Genomic DNA, 19,884 nt, shown 5'->3' with positions numbered 1-19,884 from the left:
CCGCTCGGCGGCGGGGAGCTGGCTGTTGAGCTCGTCCCGGAGCATCGCGCGCTGCTGCGGGGTCAACCGGTTGAAGGCTTCGGCGTGGGCCCGCTCCATGTCCTGGGGCGGTGCCGTCTGCAGCATGTACTTGTATTTCGCGATGGCCGCCTGGTCGGCGTCCCGGCCGGCGGGTTGACCGGGCCGGCCGTTGCGCGGCTGCGGCCGGGACGGATACCGCTGGCCGCCGTCGCCGCCGCCTCGGTTGTACCCGCCGTCGTAACCACGGTCTTGCCCGTAACCCCGGTCCTCGCCGTAGCTGCGGTCTTGCCCGTAACCACGGTTCTGGCCGTAGCCGCGGTTGTAGCCGCCGTCGTCACCACGGTCCTGGCCGTACTCGCGGTTTTGCCCGCGACCGTAGCCTGCATCCTGGCCGTAGCCCGGTTCCCGGCCGGAGTCCTGGGGCCGCGGCGGGCGCTGTTGCCCGGTGCGTTGGGCCAATTGCTCCTTGGCGTACTGGACAGCCTTTTGCTTGCCCTTTTGGACCAGCTTGTCGAACATTCCCACGGTTCCGCTCCTTGCCTGCCCGGTGGAAGCCGGTGCACGGGTGATCTCTCCCCGTTAAGAACTGCTGGCGACCGCAGAGAGTTCCGTCGGTTTCCCTAACCGGCGACGCGTTCGACCGCTTGCACGTGTTCGGGCCGCACCGGGGTGGTCTTGGCCAGGTACTCTGGGTGCTTTTCGACGTAGGCCTTGAAGTAGGGGCAGACGGTCACCACGGACACCCCGGCTGCGGCGGTGTCATCCAGCGAGTAGCGGGCCAGGCGTCCGGCCAGTCCCTGCCCGGCATACTCCTCGTCAACCGTGGTGTGGAAGAAGACCCGCTCGGGGCCCGACGGCCCCTCGAACGGCAACCAGTGGGCCTTGCCGATCACCTTGCCGCCGTCCACCAGTTCGTAGCGGCGCCGTCCGGCATTGCTGCGGACGGCGATGGGTGCGTCGGCTTCCACGGTTCCTCTTGATGATGGGTCGTCCCGGCAGTGCTCAGCCGCGGGGTCGCAGCTGGACGGTCGGCAACGTCGGGGCGGGCAGCGGTGCGGGCATCCCGTCGGGGAAGGGGCCGAACCGGGGATACGGAGCGCCGTCCGGATAGGTGCCGTTGTCCGGCTCCGGCGCCGGGTCGACGTCGATCTCGGACTGCCAGGCGGCGCGGTACGCCACGATCTCCTCATGGCTCCGGCCCACGAAGTTCCACCACATGATGATCTGCTCGCCCAGCGGCTGGCCGCCGATGAGGATCAGCCGGGCCGGGGCATCCCCGGCCTCGAGGACGAGGTGCTTTCGCCCGGGGGTGAGGTAAACCAAGTGGTCCACCGGGACCTCGTTCCCGTCCAGCCGGAGGTCGCCGGTATCCAGCAGGATTCCGTGTTCGAACCCGGCGTCCAGGTCGAGTTCCAGCCGGGACCCCGCACGCAGCGTGGCCTCGGCGCCGAGCAGCGGAGGAGTGTAGGTGTTGACCGGCGACGTGGAGCCGGCCAGCGAACCGAGGAAGACCCGCAACTCCGTCCCGTCGCCGACGACGGGTTCCGGGGCGTAATGTTCGAACGTCGGCGGCATGTTCCGGGTTGACTCCGGAAGCGCGAACCAAAGCTGCGCGCCGTGCAGGACGGTGGTGTCCGGCGTCGAAAACTCCTGGTGGGAAATGCCGCGGCCGGCGATCATGAGGTTCACTTCGCCCGGGCGCACAATGGCTTCAAACCCGGCCGAATCCCGGTGCGCGATCCTTCCGGAGAACAGCCAGCTGACCGTGGCCAGGCCGGTGTGCGGGTGGCGGGGAACCTGCATGCCGCCGGTACCGGATACCAGGTCGGGCCCGTAATGGTCCAGGAAGCACCAGGAACCGATCAGGCTGCGCCGTTTCTGCGGCAGGGTCCGGCGGACGTTCATGGCCCGGATGCCACCCAGCGGGACGTCTCGCGGCGCCAGGACCTCCGCGTCGGCGGAGTCTGCTTCCAGTGAACAGACAACTTCCCTCGGTGCCGCCTCCAGATTGCTCATGGCCCCAGTTTAGACGGGCGCCCGTAGCGTGCCGCCCGATGCACCGTTGCACCTGCACGCCGGTGCATCGGGGAGGATGGGGGGATGGACGAACTCGGCGAACTGTTGCGCAGCCTGGATTACTGGTGGATCTATCCTGCGGGTGCGCTCTTCGTGACCGTCTCCGCGCTGGTTCCTCCGGTGCCGAGCACCACGCTGTTCGTCGCGCTGGGATCGCTCTCGGTGCACTCGGACCACCTCAACCCCTACGTGTTGGCGGCAGCCATGCTGGCCGGGGCGGTAGCGGGTGACGCCGGCACGTTCTTCTTGGTGCGCCGCTTCAACCTCGCGGAGCGGAAGCTGTTCTCCGGGCGACACTGGCAATCAGGCTTCCGGAAGGCCCGCTCGGGGCTGGGGCGCAAGGGGCTGCCGCTGGTGCTGACGTCCAGGTTTGTTCCCATGGGGCGGGTGACGCTCAATGTGGCCGCCGCGATGATTCCCCAGCCCGGCCGCCGGTTCCTGGCGCACTCCGCCCTGGCCGGTGTGCTGTGGTCCGCCTACTCGGTAGGCATCGGCACCGCGTCGGGCGTGTGGCCGCAACTGTCCACCGAGTTCGCGGTGCTGCTCGCCATCGCCGTGTCCTTGGTGCTGGGGTCACTGATCAACCACACGCTCACATGGTGGGAAAACCGGCACCGGACGGAATCCCTCCGGAAGCAGGGCCGCTAGGCGGCCGCCGGCACCGGCAGGAAGCGCAGGTGCCGGCGACCGGCGTCAGGCCCGCTCTTCCACGCCGCACCAGTTGGCGATGAACAGCGCGATGCTCTTGGTGATTCGACGGACCGATTCGATGGACACGCGCTCGTCGAAGCCATGGATCGCTTCGGAGACCGGGCCGTAAACAAGCGCGGGCGTGTCGGCATAGAGCGCGAAGACGCGGCCGTCCAGGTAGCCCGGAGTGGTGAAACTGCCCAGCTCCTTGCCGAAGACCTGCTCGTGCGTGCTCTCCAGCAGGGACTCGGCTTCGCTGCCGGGCTCCAGCACGTAGCCTTCGGAGAAGAATCCGGTCTTGGTGGCAACGGCCTTGATTGGCTCGGGCCCCGTCCCCAGTCGGGCGAGGCACTCCTGCAGTTCCTGCCAGGCTTGCTCCGCCGGAATCCCGGGGTAGATGGCCGCCCGCACGTCAACTTCGCACCAGGCGGGCACGCTGGAGGGCCAGTCGCCGCCGATGATCTGCCCGAAGTTGAAGTTAATGGGGTGATCCAGGTCCTCGAAGTAGCGGTGCCGGCCCCGCTCCGCGTTCCACTTCTCCTCGACCTCGCGCAGGGCGGTGATGGCCGTATAGGCGGCGTCGATGGCGTTGAACCCGGTGCCCATCTCGCGCGGATGGGTCGGGTTGCCGGTGACACGCACCTTGAACCAGAGCACCCCGACGTTCGCCCGGACCAGCATGTCCTCTTCGGGCTCGGGGATGATGACCGCGTCCGCCCGGTAGCCGCGCATGAGCGCGGACAGGGAACCGTTGCCGGTGCATTCCTCTTCGACGACGGACTGGAAGTGGATGCGACCGGCAGGTTCGAGACCGGCCGCCCGGACGGCGTCGAACGCGAAGAGGTTGGCGGCCAATCCTGCCTTCATGTCGCCGGCGCCGCGGCCGTACATCCAGCCGTCGATGATGGGGGCATCCCAGGGGGAGCGCGACCACGCCTCTTCCGGCCCTTCCGGAACCACGTCGACGTGCCCGTTCAGGATGAGCGAGCGGCCGGTCTCGGCGGCCGGCCGGTAGGTGCCGACAACATTGTCGACGTCGTCGTAGGAGACGGTGACCGGGCCGAAGCCCGGATGCGTGGCGAGCTCGTCGGGGTCCAGCTGCCAGCGGTCCATTTCCAGGCCGCGGGCGGCCATCGCCGTGTGCAGCAGGTCCTGGGCGCTGCCTTCCGCGGTCCGCAGCGACGGGTGCTTCACCAGCTCCTGGGTAAAGGCCAGCTGCGCGTCGAACGCGGCGTCGACGGCATCGAGAATACGTCGGGACTGTTCGTCATTGATCATCCGAATGCTCCTTGATATGGCGCGGGGGAGCCGCCCGGCTGGACGGCTCCCCCGCGAGGTGGTGGAGAGTCTGGCTTCCGACGGCGGTGTCCGCCGGAGACCGGAGCCCGCCCCGGGGTGGGGCGGGCGTGGGGATTTAGCTGTCGGCTACGATCTGCTTGTCCTTGACGCGCAGCCGCTCGCCGAGGAATCCGCCAACGGCCGTGAGCAGCGCGATGATGGCAAGGATCATGGCAGCGCCCCAGGACTGGTTGCCGGAGACGCCGAGCATGGCGGTGGCGATCATCGGCATGAAGCCACTGGTCGCGCCGGCGATGTTGTAGCCCAGGGCCACGCCGGAGTAGCGCAGTTTTGCCGGGAACAGTTCGGTCAGCAGCGCGCCGTTGACCGCGTACGCCACGGCGATCAGCATGATGCCGAACGTGATGGCCAGGGTGATCAGCAGCGGGGACTTGGTGTCGATCATGGCGAATAACGGGAAGGCCAGGACGGCGGTGAGGATGCCGCCCCACATGGTGACCTTGCCCGGGCCGATCTTTTCCGCGAGCCGGCCCATCAGGAGGGTGACGATGATCTGCGCGACGGCGGCGATCAGGGTGGCGTTGACCATCACGTTGCGGTCCACACCCAGGGTGTTGACGCCGTAGCTGACCACGAAGGTGGTGATCATGTAGAAGCCGCCCACGCCCAGCAGGGCGGCGAGCACGGCAACCACCAGGCGGCCGCCGGCATTGCGGAAGACGTCGAAGGCCGGAACCTTGGAGGTCTCTTCCTGGGCCAGGAGATCCTTGAAGATCGGTGATTCTTCCACCTTGAGTCGGATCCACAGGGCGATCAGGAGCATCGGGAAGGCCAGCAGGAAGGGGATGCGCCAGCCCCAGGCGTCAAAGAAGTCGGAGGGGAAGAGCAGCACGAGCGTGAACGCCGTGGAGGCCATCAGGGTCGCCACCGGCGAGCCGACCTGGACCAGGGCGGCATACCGGCCGCGCTTCTCGGCCGGGGCGTGCTCGACGGCCATCGTGACCGCGCCGCCCCATTCGCCGCCCACGGCCAGCCCCTGGACGAGCCGCAGGACGGCGAGCAGGATCGGCGCAGCCAGGCCGATGCTGCCGAAATCGGGCAGCAGACCGATCAATCCGGTGGCGATACCGATCATGACGATGGTGGTCAGCAGGGCGGGCCGGCGGCCGTACTTGTCGCCGATGTAGCCGAAGAGCATGGCGCCGATCGGACGGGCTGCGAAGCCGACACCGAAGGTGGCGAACGAAGCCAGCAACGCGGCCGTGGGATCCAGTTCCGTGAAGAACAGGCGGTTGAACACCAAAGCCGCGGCCGTGCCGAAGAGGTAGTAGTCGTACCACTCGAGAGCCGTTCCGACGAAGGCGGCCCGGGCGATCTTGCCTGCGTCCTTGCCGGAGACTTTCGGCGGAGCGCCGGGGGTGTTGAGAGATTGCGGCGTCGTCACGTATTGCCTTTCAAGCTGTGCGGGGCCGGCACCGTTGGAGGTGGCAGCGGCAGCCCGTAATTCCTATGCCCTGAACGGAGGACATCCCGAGGTAGAGCTGTGAAGTACCTCTCGACTGTAAGGTAGTGCCATTCCCCTGAACAATGACAATACACACCGGCTTGACAGCGCTCACTTGTGCCTTTTCACAACTTGTGCCCATTTTTGTAGTCCGCCAGCGCCACCAGTGCGAGCGCTGCCTGCGCCGGAACCGTCATGTCCAGCCCGATGACTTCCTCCAGCGAATGCAACCGGTTGACCACCGTGTTCCGGTGGCAGTACAGTTCCTCCGCGGTTTCCTTAATCGAACCGGTGCGGCCGTAACTTTGCGCCACCTGCAGCAACCGCTGGCGCTCATGCGGCGTGCAATGGTCCAGTGCCGTGGTGACGGGGAGCGAGAATCCGGGGAGCGCTTTCTCCAGGAGGTCCCGGGCAATGGACATCCAGGTGCCCGCGATGGTGGCCAGCCCCGTATCGGCACCGTGCTTGGCGGCCAAAACCAAAGCCGCCGCTGCCGCCTGCGGAATCGCGGCCAGGCCCTCCACGCCGGGCATGTAACCGGCCGGAAATTCGGGCGGATCGTCCTGCCAAGTTCGCCCGGCACGGCTTACCCGGAAAAGGTAGAGGGCGCCGGCGCGTTCGTAAGAGAAGGTGTGACGGTCGGCCGCAGGCTGATCCGGCAGCTTCGCCACGGACTCCTTGGTGACCGCAATCAGTTCAAACACGTCCGAGCTCTCTACTTCCAAGCCGGCGGCGATGTCGGAGACCTCGCCGGTGTTTTGAGTATCGGTGTTAAAGAGCCGCGAAAGCAGCCGTTGCCGGTGCAGCTGCTTGTCGCGGGCAAGCAGGGCTTCCTCTTCCGAAAACGCCTGCTGAATGCTGCTGACGTATCTCTCCACAGTGTCCAAGACCCGGTCCATGTTGGCAACGAGCACGTCGGTGCCGTGCCCCCGCGCAACGCGTTCAAGGCCTTTCCATAAGACCCTGAAGTCGTTGCGTACCGCGCTGAGGAAGGCCTCCAACGGGACCCCCTGGCGTGCCCGGCGGGAAGCCACGTCCCTCGGCAGGGACCGAAGATCGGGGGGCAACTCAAGGCCGGCCATCTGGAACAGGAACATCTCCATCGTGTCCACCGCCGTCCGGCGGACATCCTCGTCCGGAACCAATGCCCCCTCGTAGGAGATGGCGGCAAAGCGCTCCAGGAAGTCGCTGACCAGTAAATCGCGTTCCTGCCACAGGCGCCGGATAAGTTCGGTCCACGCAGGTTCGGCAGACGGGTCGGGATTGAAGTCCCGGTGCTGGCTGGCGCTGTGGGGGAAGGGCTCTACGCGCGGCTCGCTCATTTACCCATCTTATGCAATCGCCTAATCCTTCCACTGGAGATGGCGTCTTTTGTCCATTGAGCGTGACATTGCTCCAGTGTTGAAATGGAGGCGGCGCCCTGCACGGCCGGCCGCGCCATCTACCGCTCCGGGCACGCCGCAGCGAAAGCACGAAGAGGACTCATGCTCGTCGATCTCCTGATCCGCAACGCCCGCATACTGACCCAGGACCCCGGACATCCGGTTGCCGAAAACCTGCTGATCCACGACGGGAAGGTGCTGGCACTCGACGTCGATTCGCAGGCCGCGCCCAGGGCCCGGAGGGTCGTCGACGCCGCCGGCGCGGTCATCGTCCCCGGCTTTAATGACGTGCATGCCCACAGCGTCTGGTTCGGGCTCGGCCTGATGGAAGCGAACCTGGGGACGGTCGCCAGCCTCGAAGAGGCCTATGCGGTGATAGCAGACGCCGCGTCCACGCTGGCGGAGGACGAATGGGTGGTGGCCTCCGGGTACAGTCCGCTGCTGCACGGCGGAGCGCAGCCTGACCGCGACCGGCTCGATGCTGCCGCCGGCGGCCGCCCGGTATGGATCAAGCACTCCTCCGGCCACGCCTGCAACGTCAACGGCGTCGCACTCGATCTGATTGCCGCACGCGGCGTCGACCTTGCCGCGCCGATCGATGGCGGCGTCGTTGTCACGGATGCGGAGGGTCGGCCCACCGGGCTGCTGGAAGAGAACGCCATGCGGCTGGTGCAGGACATCATGCTGCCCTACCCGCTGGCGACCATCGAACGTGCGCTGGACCTCGCGACCACCCACTATCTGACCGAGGGCATCACCAGCGTCACCGACGCAGGCATCGCCGGCGGTTGGATCGGCTACTCACCGCGCGAGTTCGGCGCCTACCAGAGTGCGCGGGACAAGGGGCTGCTGAGCGTCCGGATGCAACCCATGCTGGTACTGGATGCCTTGCACGAGGTTCCAGGGCACGACGCAGACCCGGTCTCGCGCGGCCTCGATGCCGGCATCCGCACCGGCCTGGGGGACGACTGGCTCCGGCTGGGACCGGTGAAAATCTTCAGCGACGGATCGCTGCTGGGCAGCACCGCTTACGTCACCGAGGAGTATGTCGGCTGCCCCCACAACCACGGCTACCTGCAGATGGACGCCGAAGTGCTCCGCGCAGCGTCCCTCGAGGCATACCGGGCCGGTTGGTCCATCGCGATGCACGCGATCGGGGACCACGCCATCGACCACGCGATCGACATTATTACCGAAGCCCAGGAAACCTCCGGCCGCAGGCCGCTGCCCAACAGGATTGAGCACGGCGGCGTGATCCGGCCGGAGCAGCTGGACCGCATCGCCGCGGCCGGCATCGTTCTGGTGCCGCAGCCGCATTTCATTACCGAGTTCGGCGACGGCATGGCGCGGCTGCTCGGTCCGGAGCGGACGGCCACGTCCTACCCGGCCAACAGCCTGCTGCAGCGCGGCGCAACCCTGCCGGGCAGCTCGGACCGGCCGGTGTCCAACGGCCGTCCGCTCGACGTGATCCAATCGTTCGTGCAGCGGCTGACCCCGTCCGGAGAGGTCTACGGCCCCGACGAGCGGATTACCGCGGCCGAGGCGCTGGCCGCCTACACCGTCGGTTCCGCGGCGGCCACGGGAGCCGGCGACACCAAGGGCCGGCTGGCGCCGGGCATGCTGGCCGACCTGGTCTTCCTGGACCAGGACCCCACCGACGTCGAGCCGTCCCGCATCAGCGCCACGCAGGTGCTGGCCACCATGGTGGGCGGCGACATCCGCTTCGGCGCGGACAACTTCCCGGCGCGGGAATCCGCGGACGCGGCGATGGCGTCGACGGGGGAGGAAACCCGATGAGCACGACCGGCCAGGAATTTCTTGACGACTTCGCCGCCATGTCCGGATTCGGCGCGACCGCGGGCGGCGGCGTCGACCGGCAGGCCGGTACGCCGGAGGATCACGCCACACGCCGGTGGTTCGGCGAGTGGCTGGCGCGGCACGGCTTCACCGAAAAGGTAGACGCCGCCGGAAACCAGTTCGGAACCCTCGAACTCGTTCCCGGTGCTCCCTATGTCCTGCTCGGCTCGCACCTGGACTCCCAGCCGCTGGCCGGGCGGTACGACGGCGCCTACGGCGTGCTGGCCGGAGCCCACGCCGCTGCCCGCATCGCGGCCGAAGCTGCCGCCGGCGGGATCGACCCGGTCTACAACGTGGCCGTGGTCAACTGGTTCAACGAGGAAGGCAGCCGCTTCACCCCCAGCATGATGGGCAGTTCCGTCTTCACCGGGAAGCTGCCACTGGAACAGGCGCTCGCCACCGCGGATCCGACCGGGACGACCGTTGCCACCGCGCTGGCCGCCGGCCACCGCACCGCCGATGACGGCGCCCCCCGGCTCGCCGACGTGGCCCGTTACGCCGAGATCCATATCGAGCAGGGCCGCAGCCTCGAAGAAACCGGCACGCAGGTCGGAATCGTGGACCGCACGTGGGCGGCCAGCAAGTACCGCGTCACGGTCGACGGGGAGCAGTCGCACACCGGCTCCACCCGGATGGAGGACCGCAGGGACGCCGTCTACGGAGCCGCCCTCGTCATCTCCGCCGCCCGCGACCTCGCCGGAGAGTTCGCCCCCGGGCAACTGCACACCTCGGTCTCCGAGATGTACGTGTTGCCCAACTCGCCGGTGACCATTGCCCGCCAGGCCGTCATGAACCTGGACCTGCGGTCGCCGGACGAGGACGTCCTGGCCCGCGCCATGGAGTTGCTGGACAAAAAGATCGCCGAGGCGGAGACGGCGTCCCGCACCACGGTCGGCCTCGAGCTGACCCACCGGTGGGGCCTGGTGTCCTACCAGCCCGCGGGCGTGGCGCTCGGGATCGCGAGCGCGGAGCGGCTCGGGTTCAGCCACACGGACATCATGACCGTGGCCGGCCACGACTCGACCAACCTGAAGGATGTTGTCCCGACGGTCATGCTCTTCGTTCCCAGCGTCGAAGGCATCTCCCACAACGAGGCCGAATTCACCCGGGACGAGGACGCCCTGCGCGGCGTGGAACTGCTGACCGAAGTCGCGCGGCGGCTGGTCCGCGGCGAACTCGCGGCTGGTTAGCAGCCGGACGGCGGCTTCAGGCGCTGTCCTCGGAAGCATGACGGCAGAGAACCCAGACGTTGTCCTCCCCGTGGCGTTCGAAGGTTACGGTGCTGACCAGGGCGTGGATCAGGTCGAGTCCGCGGCCCGACTCCGCCTCCGGGTCGACGTCGTGCCCTTGGGGGTTCGTGATGCCGGGGCTGGAAGGTGCTGCGCCGATTTCGGAAATGCGGGCTTCCAACCGGCGGGACCAGATGGTGATCTCAACGCCGAGCTGGAGGGGAGTTTCGGAAGCGGGGACGGCGTGCTGGACCACGTTCGTGGCGGCCTCGATCACGGCGGTCGAGAAGGCCATGCGGTCCAGGTCCGGAACAAAGTCGGCTTTCGTCCACAGCGCCTCGAAGTCCTCGTGCAGGGCCTCGACGGTTTCTGCCGTGGCCAGCCCCTGGCGTGACGTTCGGGCGAGGACCTCAGTCATCGGAAAACGCTGCGTCGACGCTCTGGTAGGGAGTCAGCACGCGGTGCATGCTGGTCAGCTCAAGCACCATCCTGACCTGCGGCTGCACGTTCGCGATGCGGAGATCGCCCCCCGCTTGCCGGGCGATCTTCAGGCAGCCGATCAGCGCCCCGAGCCCGGACGAGTCCATGAACTCGGTACCCGCCATATTCACCACCACATGGTGGTTTCCTTCAGCCACGACGGCGGCCACCACTTCGCGGAGGCGGGGTGCTGCGACCATGTTCAGCCGGCCGCTGCCGTTGACCTCGGCATAGGCAGGCGTGGTCTCAACGGTGAACTGCATCCACGTTCCTTTCGTCGGGTTTGAACCCTTTGTACCTGACGGCCTTGACCAGCACGCTCAGGATCAGCAAATCAAACATAACCCAGGCCACGTTCACCAGCGTGCCCACCGGTTCGTTCAGCCCGGCGGCCAGTCTTGCCGCTCCCGTCAGGAGGGCAGCAACCAGCAGAGCCATCGTGACCAGCTGGGGTGCGATCAGGTTCCAGCTGCTCCCCCCGGATTGGCGGGCTTTCGGAGTGACGGCAAAGCCGAGGGGGCGTCCCAGCCACACATTCCGGGCCGCCGTCGTGCAGGCCTTGATCCACGTAGGGAAGAGGGCGAGGCTGTACTGCTGCCCGCGCCAGGTGCTGACGCCCTTGCCCACCACGGCGAACAGCAGTTGGTTGACCACCATGAACGGGATGAACCGGATGAAGAAGTCCTCGCTCAGGCTGTTGACGGGGAGGATGCCCAGGGTGAGGTAGATGACTGGTGCGGCGAAGTAGATCACTGCGGCAAAGCCGCTGAGGTAGCTCCACATCGTGGAGAAGTACATCAGTCGTTGGCCGAGCCTCAGTCCGCGTTGCGCCAGCGGGTTCTCGCGCAGCATGACCTGGACGGTGCCCTGGGCCCAGCGCAGCCGCTGCGTGAGCATGGTTTTGAGGTCCTCTGGGGCGAGGCCGTGGGCGAGAACCTCGGGGTGGTAGACGCTGTGCCAGCCCATCGAATGCAACCGCATCGAGGTCGCCATGTCCTCCGTCACGGAGATAGTCGCCAGCGGCATCACCGGCTGGGCTTCGTCCGGGCGTTCAATCGAGACTGCGTCCAGCACGGCCTGCACTGATCCCAGCGCCCCCAGCGGGGACCAATCGCGCCGGGACATCCGCTCCACCGCGCCGTCCAATTCGTCCGGCTCGGGTGCACCCACCGGGCCCCCGAGTTCCATGGCGGCGATCTCGGCCAGGTCCGCTTCCACGGCCGCGAAGTTCTCGGCAACCAGGGACCGCACGGCGTCGTCGACCTTCTTCCGCAGGTCGTAGGTGATTTCACTGAGCGACCCGCCGCTTCGGAGCCTGGCCCGGGCCGTGTCGGTGGCCGCCTCCACGTCGTCGAGCAGCATTGCCACGAGCGGATCTGCCGCCTCCGGGGATCGGCGGGCCTTGCGGATGGCACTTCGCGCCCCTGCCAGCGCACGGTGAACCCCGCGCTCGACTTCGGTGACATAACCGGCCAGGCCCAGTTGCATCAATGCTTCGCGCCGAAGCAGGGCGTTCGAGCCACAGAAGAACGCTGCGTTCCACCCGTCCTTGCCTTGCTGGATGGGCCCGTAGAACAGCGGGGCCTGGCTGCCCAGCGGATCGTCGGCCGAAACGTTGCTGAAGTACTGGGGGGTCTGGACGAGCGCGACACGGCGCTGGTTGAAATAGCCCAGCGTCTTGTCCAGGATGTCGGGCCGGGGGATTTGGTCGGCGTCGAGGATCAAGAGGAATTCCCCGTGGGTCATCATCAGCGCGTTATTCAGGTTGCCCGCTTTGGCGTGCCGCGGCTTGTCCGCCCAATCACCGGTGCGGGTCAGGTAGCCCAGCCCATGGCTGGCGGCGAGTTCGCCCAGCTCCGGCCTGGCGCCGTCGTCCAGGATCCAGGTGCTGTGGGGGTAACGGATGGCCCGCGCCGCCAGCGCGGTGGCCATGACCAGGTCCAGCGGCTCGTCGTAGGTGGTGATGAAAACGTCGACGGTGGCGTCCGCAGGCGGGGGCGGCGGCGCCTTCCGCACCCGGAACCGCCAGACCGTTAGGCCAAAGAGTCCGACGTCGATCAGGCTGTAGGTCTCGGCCAGCACCAAGGGGACGGCTATCCACCACGCCGACCAGTTGAGCGAGTCGAGCCAGCGCCACGCCAGGTAGTTGGTTCCGAGGATGACCGTCAGAACCACCAGCAGACGGATGGCGAAACGTTTCACGTGCCGACCGGGCTGTCTGCCGGGCATCGACGCAGCATCACGGCGGTAATGTCGTCCGCCACGGCGGCGCCGGCAAGGTCCAACACGGCATCGCAGACGTCCCGGGCATCAGCACCGGAGCTGGCCACGGCGGCCACCGCGTCCATGGCTGCATCCACCGACTCGAAGGCATCGAGAAGCCCGTCGCTGAGCACAAGGAGCGACTCCCCGGGCTCCAGCAGCAGACGGCTTGCGGCCCACGTGCTGCCCGGGACGGCGCCGACGGGCGGACCACCCGAGGGCAGGCGGCGCAGGCCGCCGTCGTAGACGTGCAGCCCAAGCCCGTGCCCCGCGTCCACGTAGTCAACCGTTGAGTTCCCCGCGTCCAGCCTGGCATGGAAGATCGTCACGAAGGAGTCGGACTGGGCCAGGTCGCTCTCGAGCGCCTGGCTTGCCGCGTGGAAGGCCGGGGCTATGTCCGGGTGCCCGTTGGAGGCACGCAGCACCGCACGGACCGTCGCGGCGATGAGGGCGGCGCCCATGCCCTTACCCATGGCATCGGCGACCGTCAGTTGCAGTCCGTTCTCCGTGGCGCACCAGTCGAAAAAGTCCCCGCCCACGCTACGGCTGGGCCGGCAACGGCCGCCGATCTCGTAGCCTTGGAGTCTCAGGGGTTCGGCGGGCAGCAGGCTGCGCTGAACCTCGGCGGCGCGTTCCTGATCTTCGCTTGGCTTCGCCTCTACGGGTTGGGACCGTGGGCGGCGGAAAAGCGCTCCGATTCTTGCCTGGAGTTCCCGGGGGCTGAACGGCTTGCTGATGTAATCGTCGGCGCCCGTGTTCAACCCGCTGAGCCGGTCCATTTCCTCGGCGCGCGCGGTGATCATCAGTATGTAGGCGTCTGAAAAAGTCCTGACCTGCCGGCAGACTTCAATGCCATCCAGATCGGGCAGGTTTAAGTCCAACGTAATGAGGTCGGCGCCGCCGTTGCGGACCAGCTCGATACCGTCCCGCCCGTTTTCTGCTTCCGCAACCGTGAAGCCTTGGTCGGTGACGATTTGGGCCAGCAACCGGCGGATGTCCGCGTTGTCCTCGACTATGACGGCACGGCGGTTGCTGGGGGCAGCTGGCATGCTTTCATTAAGGCGGTTATCTTCCCGTTTGTCACATCCGTCACTGCAGAATCCGCCCGTGACGACGATATTGGAGTCGCCGCCATGGAAAAAATCCTCGATCTGCTGATTTTGAACCGCGTGAAGTTCCATACCCTCTCCCTGCGCGGGCGGGTTGTGATGAGTCAATTGCCGCTGTCCATCACCATGCTGTTCCTGGGCGTGGGCACGTGGCTTTTTTCTCCCCCGCTCCTGGCGAATCCGCTCTTTGAACTCAGCATGGTGCTGAACGCCGTGCTGCTGGCGGCCTGTTTCTTCGTTCCGTGGGAGAAGCTGCCCTACCCGTCCTTCCTGATCATTCCGCTGCTGGATTTCATTCCCATCGCACTGCTGCGCGAAGGCGCCGGGTCGCTCCTGACAGGGGTAGGGCTGCTGGCCGCGTTCCCGGTGATCTGGCTGGCGGCCTCCGGTCAGCTGCCGCGGCTGTCCGTGATCGGGGGTGCGCTGGCCGCCCTGGCGATGGTGTGGATTCCGGTGTTCCTCAAGCAGCCTGCCGTCACATTCGAAGCGTTAATCCACCCGCTGCTCATCCCGTTTATGATGTTGGCCATCGGCATTACGGTCCGGGTCATGACCGCGAGCATGATGGAACAGCAGCGTGTGGTCGAGGCCAAGGACGCCAAGCTCCGCGCGCTGCTGGAAGCCAGCGACAAGCGCGAACGGCTCCTGTCGACCGTCGTCAGTGCGGTGAACGTGGGGGTCCTGGCCGTCGATGAGGACGGCGATACCATCCTGCGCAACCGTCGGCAGGAAGAGCTGCGCCGCCTCGTGCTGCCCCCGGGCGACGAGGACGCGCCGGAGTCCAGGCTCGAGCTCTATGCCGACGGAGGCAAATCGCTCATGCCGGTCCAAGATCGGCCCATCTGCCGCGCAGTACGGGGCGAGTCGTTTTCCGAATACCTGGTCTGGTTCGGCCGGCCCCCGCGGCAACGGGTACTCTCCGCGTCGGCCCAGGCGATGGTCGACGGCGGCGGCCGGCGCGAAGGTTCGGTACTCGCCTTCAACGACGTCACGGAACTGGTGTCCGCGCTGGAAGCGAAAAGTGATTTCCTGTCCAGCGTGTCCCACGAACTGCGAACCCCGCTGACCTCCATCCAGGGGTATGCCGAGTTGCTGGCCCTGACACCGGACCTGCCGGAGAACATGGCCGCAGGCCTGGACACCATCCTCCGGAATTCGGACCAGCTGCTCGCACTGGTCAAGGATCTGCTGGGCACGGCCGCCGGCTTCTCTGACCTGCAGCCGGTTCCTGCGGATCTGGGGGATATTGTCGCGCAGGCCGTAGCAGCAGCAGAACCTCGGGCCGCCGCCGGCGGCATCACGCTCGCCGTAGAGGCACCGCTCGCCCTGCGGGTGGTCTGCGACCCGGCGCGCGTCCGGCAAGTGTTGGATAACCTGCTGTCCAACGCCATCAAGTACTCCCCGCAGGGCGGTGACGTCACGGTCAGCTGCGCCGGCGACGACGAAATGGTTCGGTGCGAGGTGGCCGACCGGGGCATGGGGATGGGTGCCGAGGAGAGCCGCAACGTCTTCACGCGGTTTTTCCGCAGTCCCGCAGCCCGCCGGAGTTCCATCCCGGGGCTGGGCCTCGGACTTGCCCTGTCCAAGGACATCGTGGAACGGCACGGCGGCAGCATTAGCTGTGAAAGCGAGCCCGGCAGGGGCAGCGTCTTCACGTTTACCCTGCCCGTCGGGGGGCCGCCCCGTGACGATGAATCCGACGCCGATAACGGCAGCGGCCACGGCGCCGTCGTCGGCGCCCGGCAAGAGCCGTAACCCCGCCGCCCCGCGCCGCCGCAACGGCCGCCCCTTGCGGCGGAGATCACACTTGGCAACACTTGTTTCACGGGGGAAACTCCCCGTCGCAGTTGGCCATGCTGCAACAAGGAGGCCGCCATGGGCGCCGCCGCTCCGCATACTCCCTCCCATGATCAAGTCCTGGAGGCCGTGGCAGGCATTGTCGGGGCTTTCGCAGCTACCGACACCGAACGCTACTTCGCGGCATTCGCCCCGGACGCCAGCTTCGTTTTCCACACGGAACCGGCGCGCCTGGACAGCCGCGACGGGTACGAGGTGCTGTGGGCGCGGTGGCTTGCCGAGGGGTGGCGTGTGGTCGCCTGCGGATCCACGAACCAGCACGTGACGGCCTTCCCCGGCGGCGCGGTCTTCGTGCACGATGTGGCAACGACCGTTGCCCTGCCGGACGGCGAAGACTCATACCTTGAGCGTGAAACGATCGTCTTCCGCTACGAGGACGGCGGTCTTATCGCGGTGCACGAGCATCTCTCACCGATGCCGCCCGCGGCGCAGGTCCAGGCCCCGCCTACCTAAATCCTTACGTCCCGAGGACCACCATGAACCTCTACCAGCGCCTCGATAACCACCTGCAGCAGAACGCGGACGGCTTCGGCCCCATCCGCGGCACCTTGTCCACCCCCCGGATCGGAATGATCTGGTTGGCCGCAAACTTCGTGGTCACCACCCTGCTGACCGGCACGCTTTTCATCCCCGGCATCGACTTCGGCTCCGCCATCTGGCTCATCGTCATCGGCACCTTGGCCGGCGCCGTTGTGCTGACGCTGATCGGCAACATCGGCACCCTGACCGGCCTGCCCACCATGGCCATCACCCGCGGGGCTTTCGGCACCCGCGGCAGCCTGCTGCCGGTCGCCGCCAATGTGATCATCCTGATGGGCTGGAGCTGGGTGCAGGCCATGCTTGCCGGCGTCACCGTCAATTACGTGGTGGCGCAGCTGACCGGCTTCTCCAACCCGATCCTGTTCGCCGTGCTGTGCCAAACACTGGTCGTGTGCCTTGCCATCCTCGGACACGAAGGCATCGCGAAGGTAGAGCCGTGGCTCGCCGTCGTCATTCTCGCGATCATGATGTACGTCTTTACCACCGCTTTCACCACGTTCGGCCCGGCGGAGTTCGGCGGCATCGGCGTGGACGCGACGCTCGGTTACACCAGCTTCGTGGTGCTGGACATCGTGATCGCGACGGCCATCTCCTGGACCGTTCTGTCCGCCGACTTCAACCGCCTGGCCAAGTCCAGCCGCGCCGGCATCCTCGGCTCCGGCATCGGCTACACCATCTCCACGGTTCTGGCCATGTCGCTGGGCGCCACCGCCATCGGCTACGTGATCCTCTCGGGCGAGCCGGCTGCCGAGTTCGATCCGACCGTCATCGTGGCCGCCTTCGGCACCCCGCTGGCCATCGTGATCTTCATGTCCGTCATGGCCACCAACACGATGGTGGTCTACGGGATGGTCACCACGATCGTGAATGCGCAGTCCCGGTGGAAGCTCCGGTTCCTGCCCACAGCCCTGGTGGTCGGCGTCATCTCGATAGCCGGGTCCACCTGGCTGGCCCTGTTGAACCAGTTCACCGACTTCCTGGTCACGATCAGCGCGTTCTTCGTGCCGGTGTTCGCGATCATGATCGTGGATTACTACATCATCAAGCGCCGGAGCTACAGCCGCGACATCCTGAGTGAAGGAGGCGGAAGGTACTGGTACACCGGCGGGGTGAACTGGGCGGCCATCGGAGTATGGGTCATCGGTGCTGCGGCCTCCTACGTGCTGACCTACCTGTGGCCCAGCCCCGTGGGCGCAACCATCCCGGCCTTCGTGCTCAGTTTCCTGCTGTACCTGGCCCTGTCCATCAAGAGCCGGGAACGATTCCCCGGCGAACGGGCCGGGCACCTGGCGGAGCAGCCGGGAGCAGAGCCCGGCGCCGAGCTCCCCAGCGCCGGGGGAGACTGAGCCCGCCGTGGGGTGCGTGGACCTGACCCACCCCGTCTCCTCCGGGATGCAGGTCTACCCCGGGGACCCGCAGGTGAAGATCAGGCGTGCGCTGACCATTACGCAGAACGGGGTTGAGGTCTCCGAAGTGCAGTTGGGCAGCCATACCGGCACCCACTTTGATGCGCCGTGCCACAGCATCGACGGCGGCCGCACCACCTCCGAGGTGCCCCTCGACGAACTTGTCGGCGACGCCCTGGTGCTGCAGGTTCCGGACCTCGCCGCGGGGGAGGAGATCCGCTGGCACCGGCTGGCCGGCCAGGTGCCGGGGAACGTGCCCGCGATCGTGGTGGTGGCCACCGGGTGGGCCCGGCACTTCGGCACCGAGGCGTACCTGGACCACCCGGTGCTGTCCCGGGCGGCAGCGGATGAACTGGTGCACCGGGGCATGCGCGTGCTGGCCGTGGACACGCTGAATCCCGACCGCACCCTGCAGCCTGCCGAGGGCTTCAGCCTCCCGGTGCATGAGCTGGTGCTGGGTTCCGACGGCCTGATCGTGGAAAACATCAGGCACGCCACCACGCTGCCGGCCAGCTGCCGGGTCGGCTTCTTCCCGCTCAAGCTCACCGGAACGGACGGCGCCCCGGTCCGTGCCGTCGCCTGGACGTAGCCCCGAACGACGACGGGGCCCGCCTCCGCGAGACGTAGCCCCAAACGACGACGGGGCCCGCCTCCGCGAGACGTAGCCCCGAACGACGGCGAAACTCGCCTGCGGGAGGTGGGCTCCGCCGTCGTTGTGGTTTTGACGGGTCAGTCCTTGGGCGTGGACTTGGCCGGATCGACGAAGGGCTTTCGGACGACCTGTCCTTCGCGGACTCCCTCGGGCGTGTGGATGGACAGCGTGGTGCCTTCGCCGCTGAGGTCGATCGGCACCATGGCCAGGCCGATGTTCCGTTCCAGCCGCGGGGAGTGGCAGGCGCTGGTGACCTCCCCGATGGTGGAGCCGTCACCGACCGAGACCGGGAACGGCTCGATCATGGAACCGTCGTTGTAGCTGCCCAGCGGCTCGCCGCCGATCTCCACGCCGACCATCAGCCGGTCGATGCCCTTCTCCCGGATGCGGCCGAGCGCTTCTTTGCCCACGAAGTCCGCTTCCTGGTCCAGATCGACCATCCAGTTGTAGTCGTAGCCGACCTCCAGCGGGTTGGTGCCGAGGGTGATGTCGCACCCGTAGGCCAGCATGCCCGCCTCGATCCGGCGGATGTGGCAGGGGCCGATGACCCGCAGGTCGTGCGCCTGGCCGGCTTCCCAGACGGTGTCCCAGAGGCGCCCGGCGTTTTCGGTGGCGTTGTAGAGGTAGATCTCGTAGCCGACCTCGCCGGTGTAGCCGGTCCGGCTGACCACCACGTCCATGCCGTTCAGGCTGTGGTGCTGCATGTAGTAGTACGGCATGTCCAGGATCTGCGGGCCGAACAGGTCGGACATGAGCCCCTTGGCCTTCGGGCCTTGGACCTGGACGGGCGCCACGTCCACCTCTTCCACCGTGACGTCCCAGCCGCCGGCGTGCGCCAGGCCCATGGCCCACAGGTGCACGTCACTGTCCGCCAGCGAGAGCCAGAACTTGTTCTCCTCCACGCGCAGCAGGATGGGGTCGTTGATGATGCCCCCGTCGGCGGCGGTGATGAAGGCGTACTTGCACTGGCCGGCCTCGCACTTGGTCAGGTCCCGCGGGGTGAGCATGTTGGTGAAGTCGAAGGCCTGCGGTCCGCTGATCTGCAGTTGCCGCTCCACGCCGACGTCCCACAGGGTGACGTCGTTCAGCAGTGACCAGTACTCGCTGACCGGGTCGCCGTAGTGGCGCGGGTGGTACGTGTGGTTGTACACGCTGTAGGCCGCGACGCCGTGCTCCCGCGACTTCCAGAAGTACGGGGACTTGCGCAGCCGGGTGTAAAGGGTGACGGCCGGGTTGGGGTTGACGCGGGACGAATCGGTGCCGTTGAACTGGGCGGAGCCAGAATCGAGAATCTCCGACATAGGGGCTTCCTCCTTCGAGGTTCTGGCGCCAGCCGGACCTGAGGAGTTGCGCATGATGCGCAACTTTGCGCCATGTGAGACTGCCATGGTGGCAGCCGCTGTGCCGGGGAGTCAAGGGGCAGTGCCATCCGATTGAGCGGTGCCGCGGCGTCCCATCTGCGGCGCCGGTGCGGGGCCGCGAGGGGTTCCACCGGCCGGCATTCCCGGGGACATCGGCCG

At 67.1% G+C, this 19,884-nt stretch carries 17 protein-coding genes and 1 pseudogene; 7 read left to right on the top strand and 11 right to left on the bottom strand.

Annotated elements, in window-relative coordinates; all coding sequences use genetic code 11:
- The 3 genes and pseudogenes from AC5RV2_RS02990 to AC5RV2_RS02980 form a co-directional block, all read right to left on the bottom strand.
- Positions 1-540, bottom strand: a pseudogene (locus tag AC5RV2_RS02990) (hypothetical protein); the annotation flags it as partial.
- Positions 541-641: 101 nt separating this feature from the next.
- On the bottom strand, positions 642-989 hold the full coding sequence (locus AC5RV2_RS02985) for a GNAT family N-acetyltransferase (protein WP_494091110.1): 348 nt from the start codon (positions 987-989) through the stop codon (positions 642-644).
- 34 nt (positions 990-1,023) lie between these two features.
- Entirely contained in the window at positions 1,024-2,037 is a 1,014-nt protein-coding gene (locus tag AC5RV2_RS02980; protein ID WP_494091109.1) for a pirin family protein, read from the bottom strand.
- Positions 2,038-2,121: 84 nt separating this feature from the next.
- On the opposite strand from AC5RV2_RS02980, the gene AC5RV2_RS02975 reads away from it, so the two are divergent.
- Positions 2,122-2,745 (top strand): DedA family protein, encoded by a 624-nt coding sequence (locus AC5RV2_RS02975; protein WP_494091108.1) that lies wholly within the window; start codon positions 2,122-2,124, stop codon positions 2,743-2,745.
- 45 nt (positions 2,746-2,790) lie between these two features.
- Here AC5RV2_RS02975 and AC5RV2_RS02970 read toward each other — a convergent pair whose 3' ends face one another.
- The 3 genes from AC5RV2_RS02970 to AC5RV2_RS02960 form a co-directional block, all read right to left on the bottom strand.
- Positions 2,791-4,065, bottom strand: a complete 1,275-nt coding sequence (locus tag AC5RV2_RS02970; protein WP_494091107.1) for an ArgE/DapE family deacylase — start codon at positions 4,063-4,065, stop codon at positions 2,791-2,793.
- A gap of 136 nt (positions 4,066-4,201) precedes the next feature.
- A complete protein-coding gene (locus AC5RV2_RS02965; protein ID WP_494091106.1) occupies positions 4,202-5,530 on the bottom strand; it encodes an MFS transporter in 1,329 nt (442 codons plus the stop codon).
- A 185-nt stretch (positions 5,531-5,715) separates the two neighbouring features.
- Positions 5,716-6,912, bottom strand: coding sequence for a helix-turn-helix domain-containing protein (locus AC5RV2_RS02960; protein ID WP_494091105.1), 1,197 nt, complete (start codon positions 6,910-6,912; stop codon positions 5,716-5,718).
- 162 nt (positions 6,913-7,074) lie between these two features.
- Between AC5RV2_RS02960 and AC5RV2_RS02955 the strand changes: the two genes are divergently transcribed.
- The gene (locus AC5RV2_RS02955) at positions 7,075-8,769 is read left to right on the top strand and encodes an amidohydrolase (protein WP_494091104.1); all 1,695 of its coding nucleotides are present in this window, start codon (positions 7,075-7,077) and stop codon (positions 8,767-8,769) included.
- Positions 8,766-10,019 carry a M20 family metallo-hydrolase gene (locus AC5RV2_RS02950; protein ID WP_494091103.1) on the top strand — a complete coding sequence of 418 codons (1,254 nt, stop codon included), beginning with the start codon at positions 8,766-8,768 and terminating at the stop codon, positions 10,017-10,019. The genes AC5RV2_RS02955 and AC5RV2_RS02950 overlap by 4 nt, the downstream gene beginning before the upstream one ends.
- Before the next feature lie 16 nt (positions 10,020-10,035).
- On the opposite strand, the gene AC5RV2_RS02945 is transcribed toward AC5RV2_RS02950, so the two are convergent.
- The 4 genes from AC5RV2_RS02945 to AC5RV2_RS02930 are packed head-to-tail and all read right to left on the bottom strand — an operon-like array spanning position 10,036 to position 13,849.
- A complete protein-coding gene (locus AC5RV2_RS02945; protein ID WP_494091102.1) occupies positions 10,036-10,476 on the bottom strand; it encodes an ATP-binding protein in 441 nt (146 codons plus the stop codon).
- Positions 10,469-10,801, bottom strand: a complete 333-nt coding sequence (locus AC5RV2_RS02940; RefSeq protein WP_493977025.1) for an STAS domain-containing protein — start codon at positions 10,799-10,801, stop codon at positions 10,469-10,471. The genes AC5RV2_RS02945 and AC5RV2_RS02940 overlap by 8 nt, the downstream gene beginning before the upstream one ends.
- A complete protein-coding gene (locus AC5RV2_RS02935; protein ID WP_494091101.1) occupies positions 10,785-12,740 on the bottom strand; it encodes a glycosyltransferase family 2 protein in 1,956 nt (651 codons plus the stop codon). Before AC5RV2_RS02935 ends, AC5RV2_RS02940 begins: the two co-directional genes overlap by 17 nt.
- Entirely contained in the window at positions 12,737-13,849 is a 1,113-nt protein-coding gene (locus AC5RV2_RS02930) for a response regulator (RefSeq protein WP_494091100.1), read from the bottom strand. The genes AC5RV2_RS02935 and AC5RV2_RS02930 overlap by 4 nt, the downstream gene beginning before the upstream one ends.
- A gap of 84 nt (positions 13,850-13,933) precedes the next feature.
- Between AC5RV2_RS02930 and AC5RV2_RS02925 the strand changes: the two genes are divergently transcribed.
- The 4 genes from AC5RV2_RS02925 (at position 13,934) to AC5RV2_RS02910 (ending at position 18,301) form a co-directional block, all read left to right on the top strand.
- Complete coding sequence (locus AC5RV2_RS02925) at positions 13,934-15,664, top strand: sensor histidine kinase (protein WP_494091099.1); 1,731 nt, start codon at positions 13,934-13,936, stop codon at positions 15,662-15,664.
- A gap of 120 nt (positions 15,665-15,784) precedes the next feature.
- Positions 15,785-16,219 (top strand): nuclear transport factor 2 family protein, encoded by a 435-nt coding sequence (locus AC5RV2_RS02920; protein ID WP_494091098.1) that lies wholly within the window; start codon positions 15,785-15,787, stop codon positions 16,217-16,219.
- Positions 16,220-16,242: 23 nt separating this feature from the next.
- The gene (locus tag AC5RV2_RS02915) at positions 16,243-17,652 is read left to right on the top strand and encodes a purine-cytosine permease family protein (protein WP_494091097.1); all 1,410 of its coding nucleotides are present in this window, start codon (positions 16,243-16,245) and stop codon (positions 17,650-17,652) included.
- Positions 17,653-17,668: 16 nt separating this feature from the next.
- Positions 17,669-18,301 (top strand): cyclase family protein, encoded by a 633-nt coding sequence (locus tag AC5RV2_RS02910; RefSeq protein ID WP_494091096.1) that lies wholly within the window; start codon positions 17,669-17,671, stop codon positions 18,299-18,301.
- A gap of 140 nt (positions 18,302-18,441) precedes the next feature.
- Here the strand turns inward: AC5RV2_RS02910 and AC5RV2_RS02905 are convergent, their stop codons facing one another.
- The gene (locus AC5RV2_RS02905; protein ID WP_494091095.1) at positions 18,442-19,665 is read right to left on the bottom strand and encodes a glycine cleavage T C-terminal barrel domain-containing protein; all 1,224 of its coding nucleotides are present in this window, start codon (positions 19,663-19,665) and stop codon (positions 18,442-18,444) included.
- Positions 19,666-19,884: the final 219 nt, after the last annotated feature.

The sequence above is a fragment of the Arthrobacter sp. Y3225116 genome (assembly GCF_059091245.1).
This window is presented reverse-complemented; position numbering and strand designations above follow the sequence as displayed.

What these genes read in the sequence shown, in the direction of transcription:
- AC5RV2_RS02970 (WP_494091107.1), bottom strand. Translation starts at nt 4,065, where the DNA reads ATGATCAATGACGAACAGTCCCGACGTATTCTCGATGCCGTCGACGCC.
- AC5RV2_RS02930 (WP_494091100.1), bottom strand. Translation starts at nt 13,849, where the DNA reads ATGCCAGCTGCCCCCAGCAACCGCCGTGCCGTCATAGTCGAGGACAAC.
- AC5RV2_RS02920 (WP_494091098.1), top strand. Translation starts at nt 15,785, where the DNA reads ATGGGCGCCGCCGCTCCGCATACTCCCTCCCATGATCAAGTCCTGGAG.
- AC5RV2_RS02925 (WP_494091099.1), top strand. Translation starts at nt 13,934, where the DNA reads ATGGAAAAAATCCTCGATCTGCTGATTTTGAACCGCGTGAAGTTCCAT.
- AC5RV2_RS02955 (WP_494091104.1), top strand. Translation starts at nt 7,075, where the DNA reads ATGCTCGTCGATCTCCTGATCCGCAACGCCCGCATACTGACCCAGGAC.
- AC5RV2_RS02960 (WP_494091105.1), bottom strand. Translation starts at nt 6,912, where the DNA reads ATGAGCGAGCCGCGCGTAGAGCCCTTCCCCCACAGCGCCAGCCAGCAC.
- AC5RV2_RS02975 (WP_494091108.1), top strand. Translation starts at nt 2,122, where the DNA reads ATGGACGAACTCGGCGAACTGTTGCGCAGCCTGGATTACTGGTGGATC.
- AC5RV2_RS02915 (WP_494091097.1), top strand. Translation starts at nt 16,243, where the DNA reads ATGAACCTCTACCAGCGCCTCGATAACCACCTGCAGCAGAACGCGGAC.
- AC5RV2_RS02945 (WP_494091102.1), bottom strand. Translation starts at nt 10,476, where the DNA reads ATGACTGAGGTCCTCGCCCGAACGTCACGCCAGGGGCTGGCCACGGCA.
- AC5RV2_RS02950 (WP_494091103.1), top strand. Translation starts at nt 8,766, where the DNA reads ATGAGCACGACCGGCCAGGAATTTCTTGACGACTTCGCCGCCATGTCC.
- AC5RV2_RS02905 (WP_494091095.1), bottom strand. Translation starts at nt 19,665, where the DNA reads ATGTCGGAGATTCTCGATTCTGGCTCCGCCCAGTTCAACGGCACCGAT.
- AC5RV2_RS02940 (WP_493977025.1), bottom strand. Translation starts at nt 10,801, where the DNA reads ATGCAGTTCACCGTTGAGACCACGCCTGCCTATGCCGAGGTCAACGGC.
- AC5RV2_RS02980 (WP_494091109.1), bottom strand. Translation starts at nt 2,037, where the DNA reads ATGAGCAATCTGGAGGCGGCACCGAGGGAAGTTGTCTGTTCACTGGAA.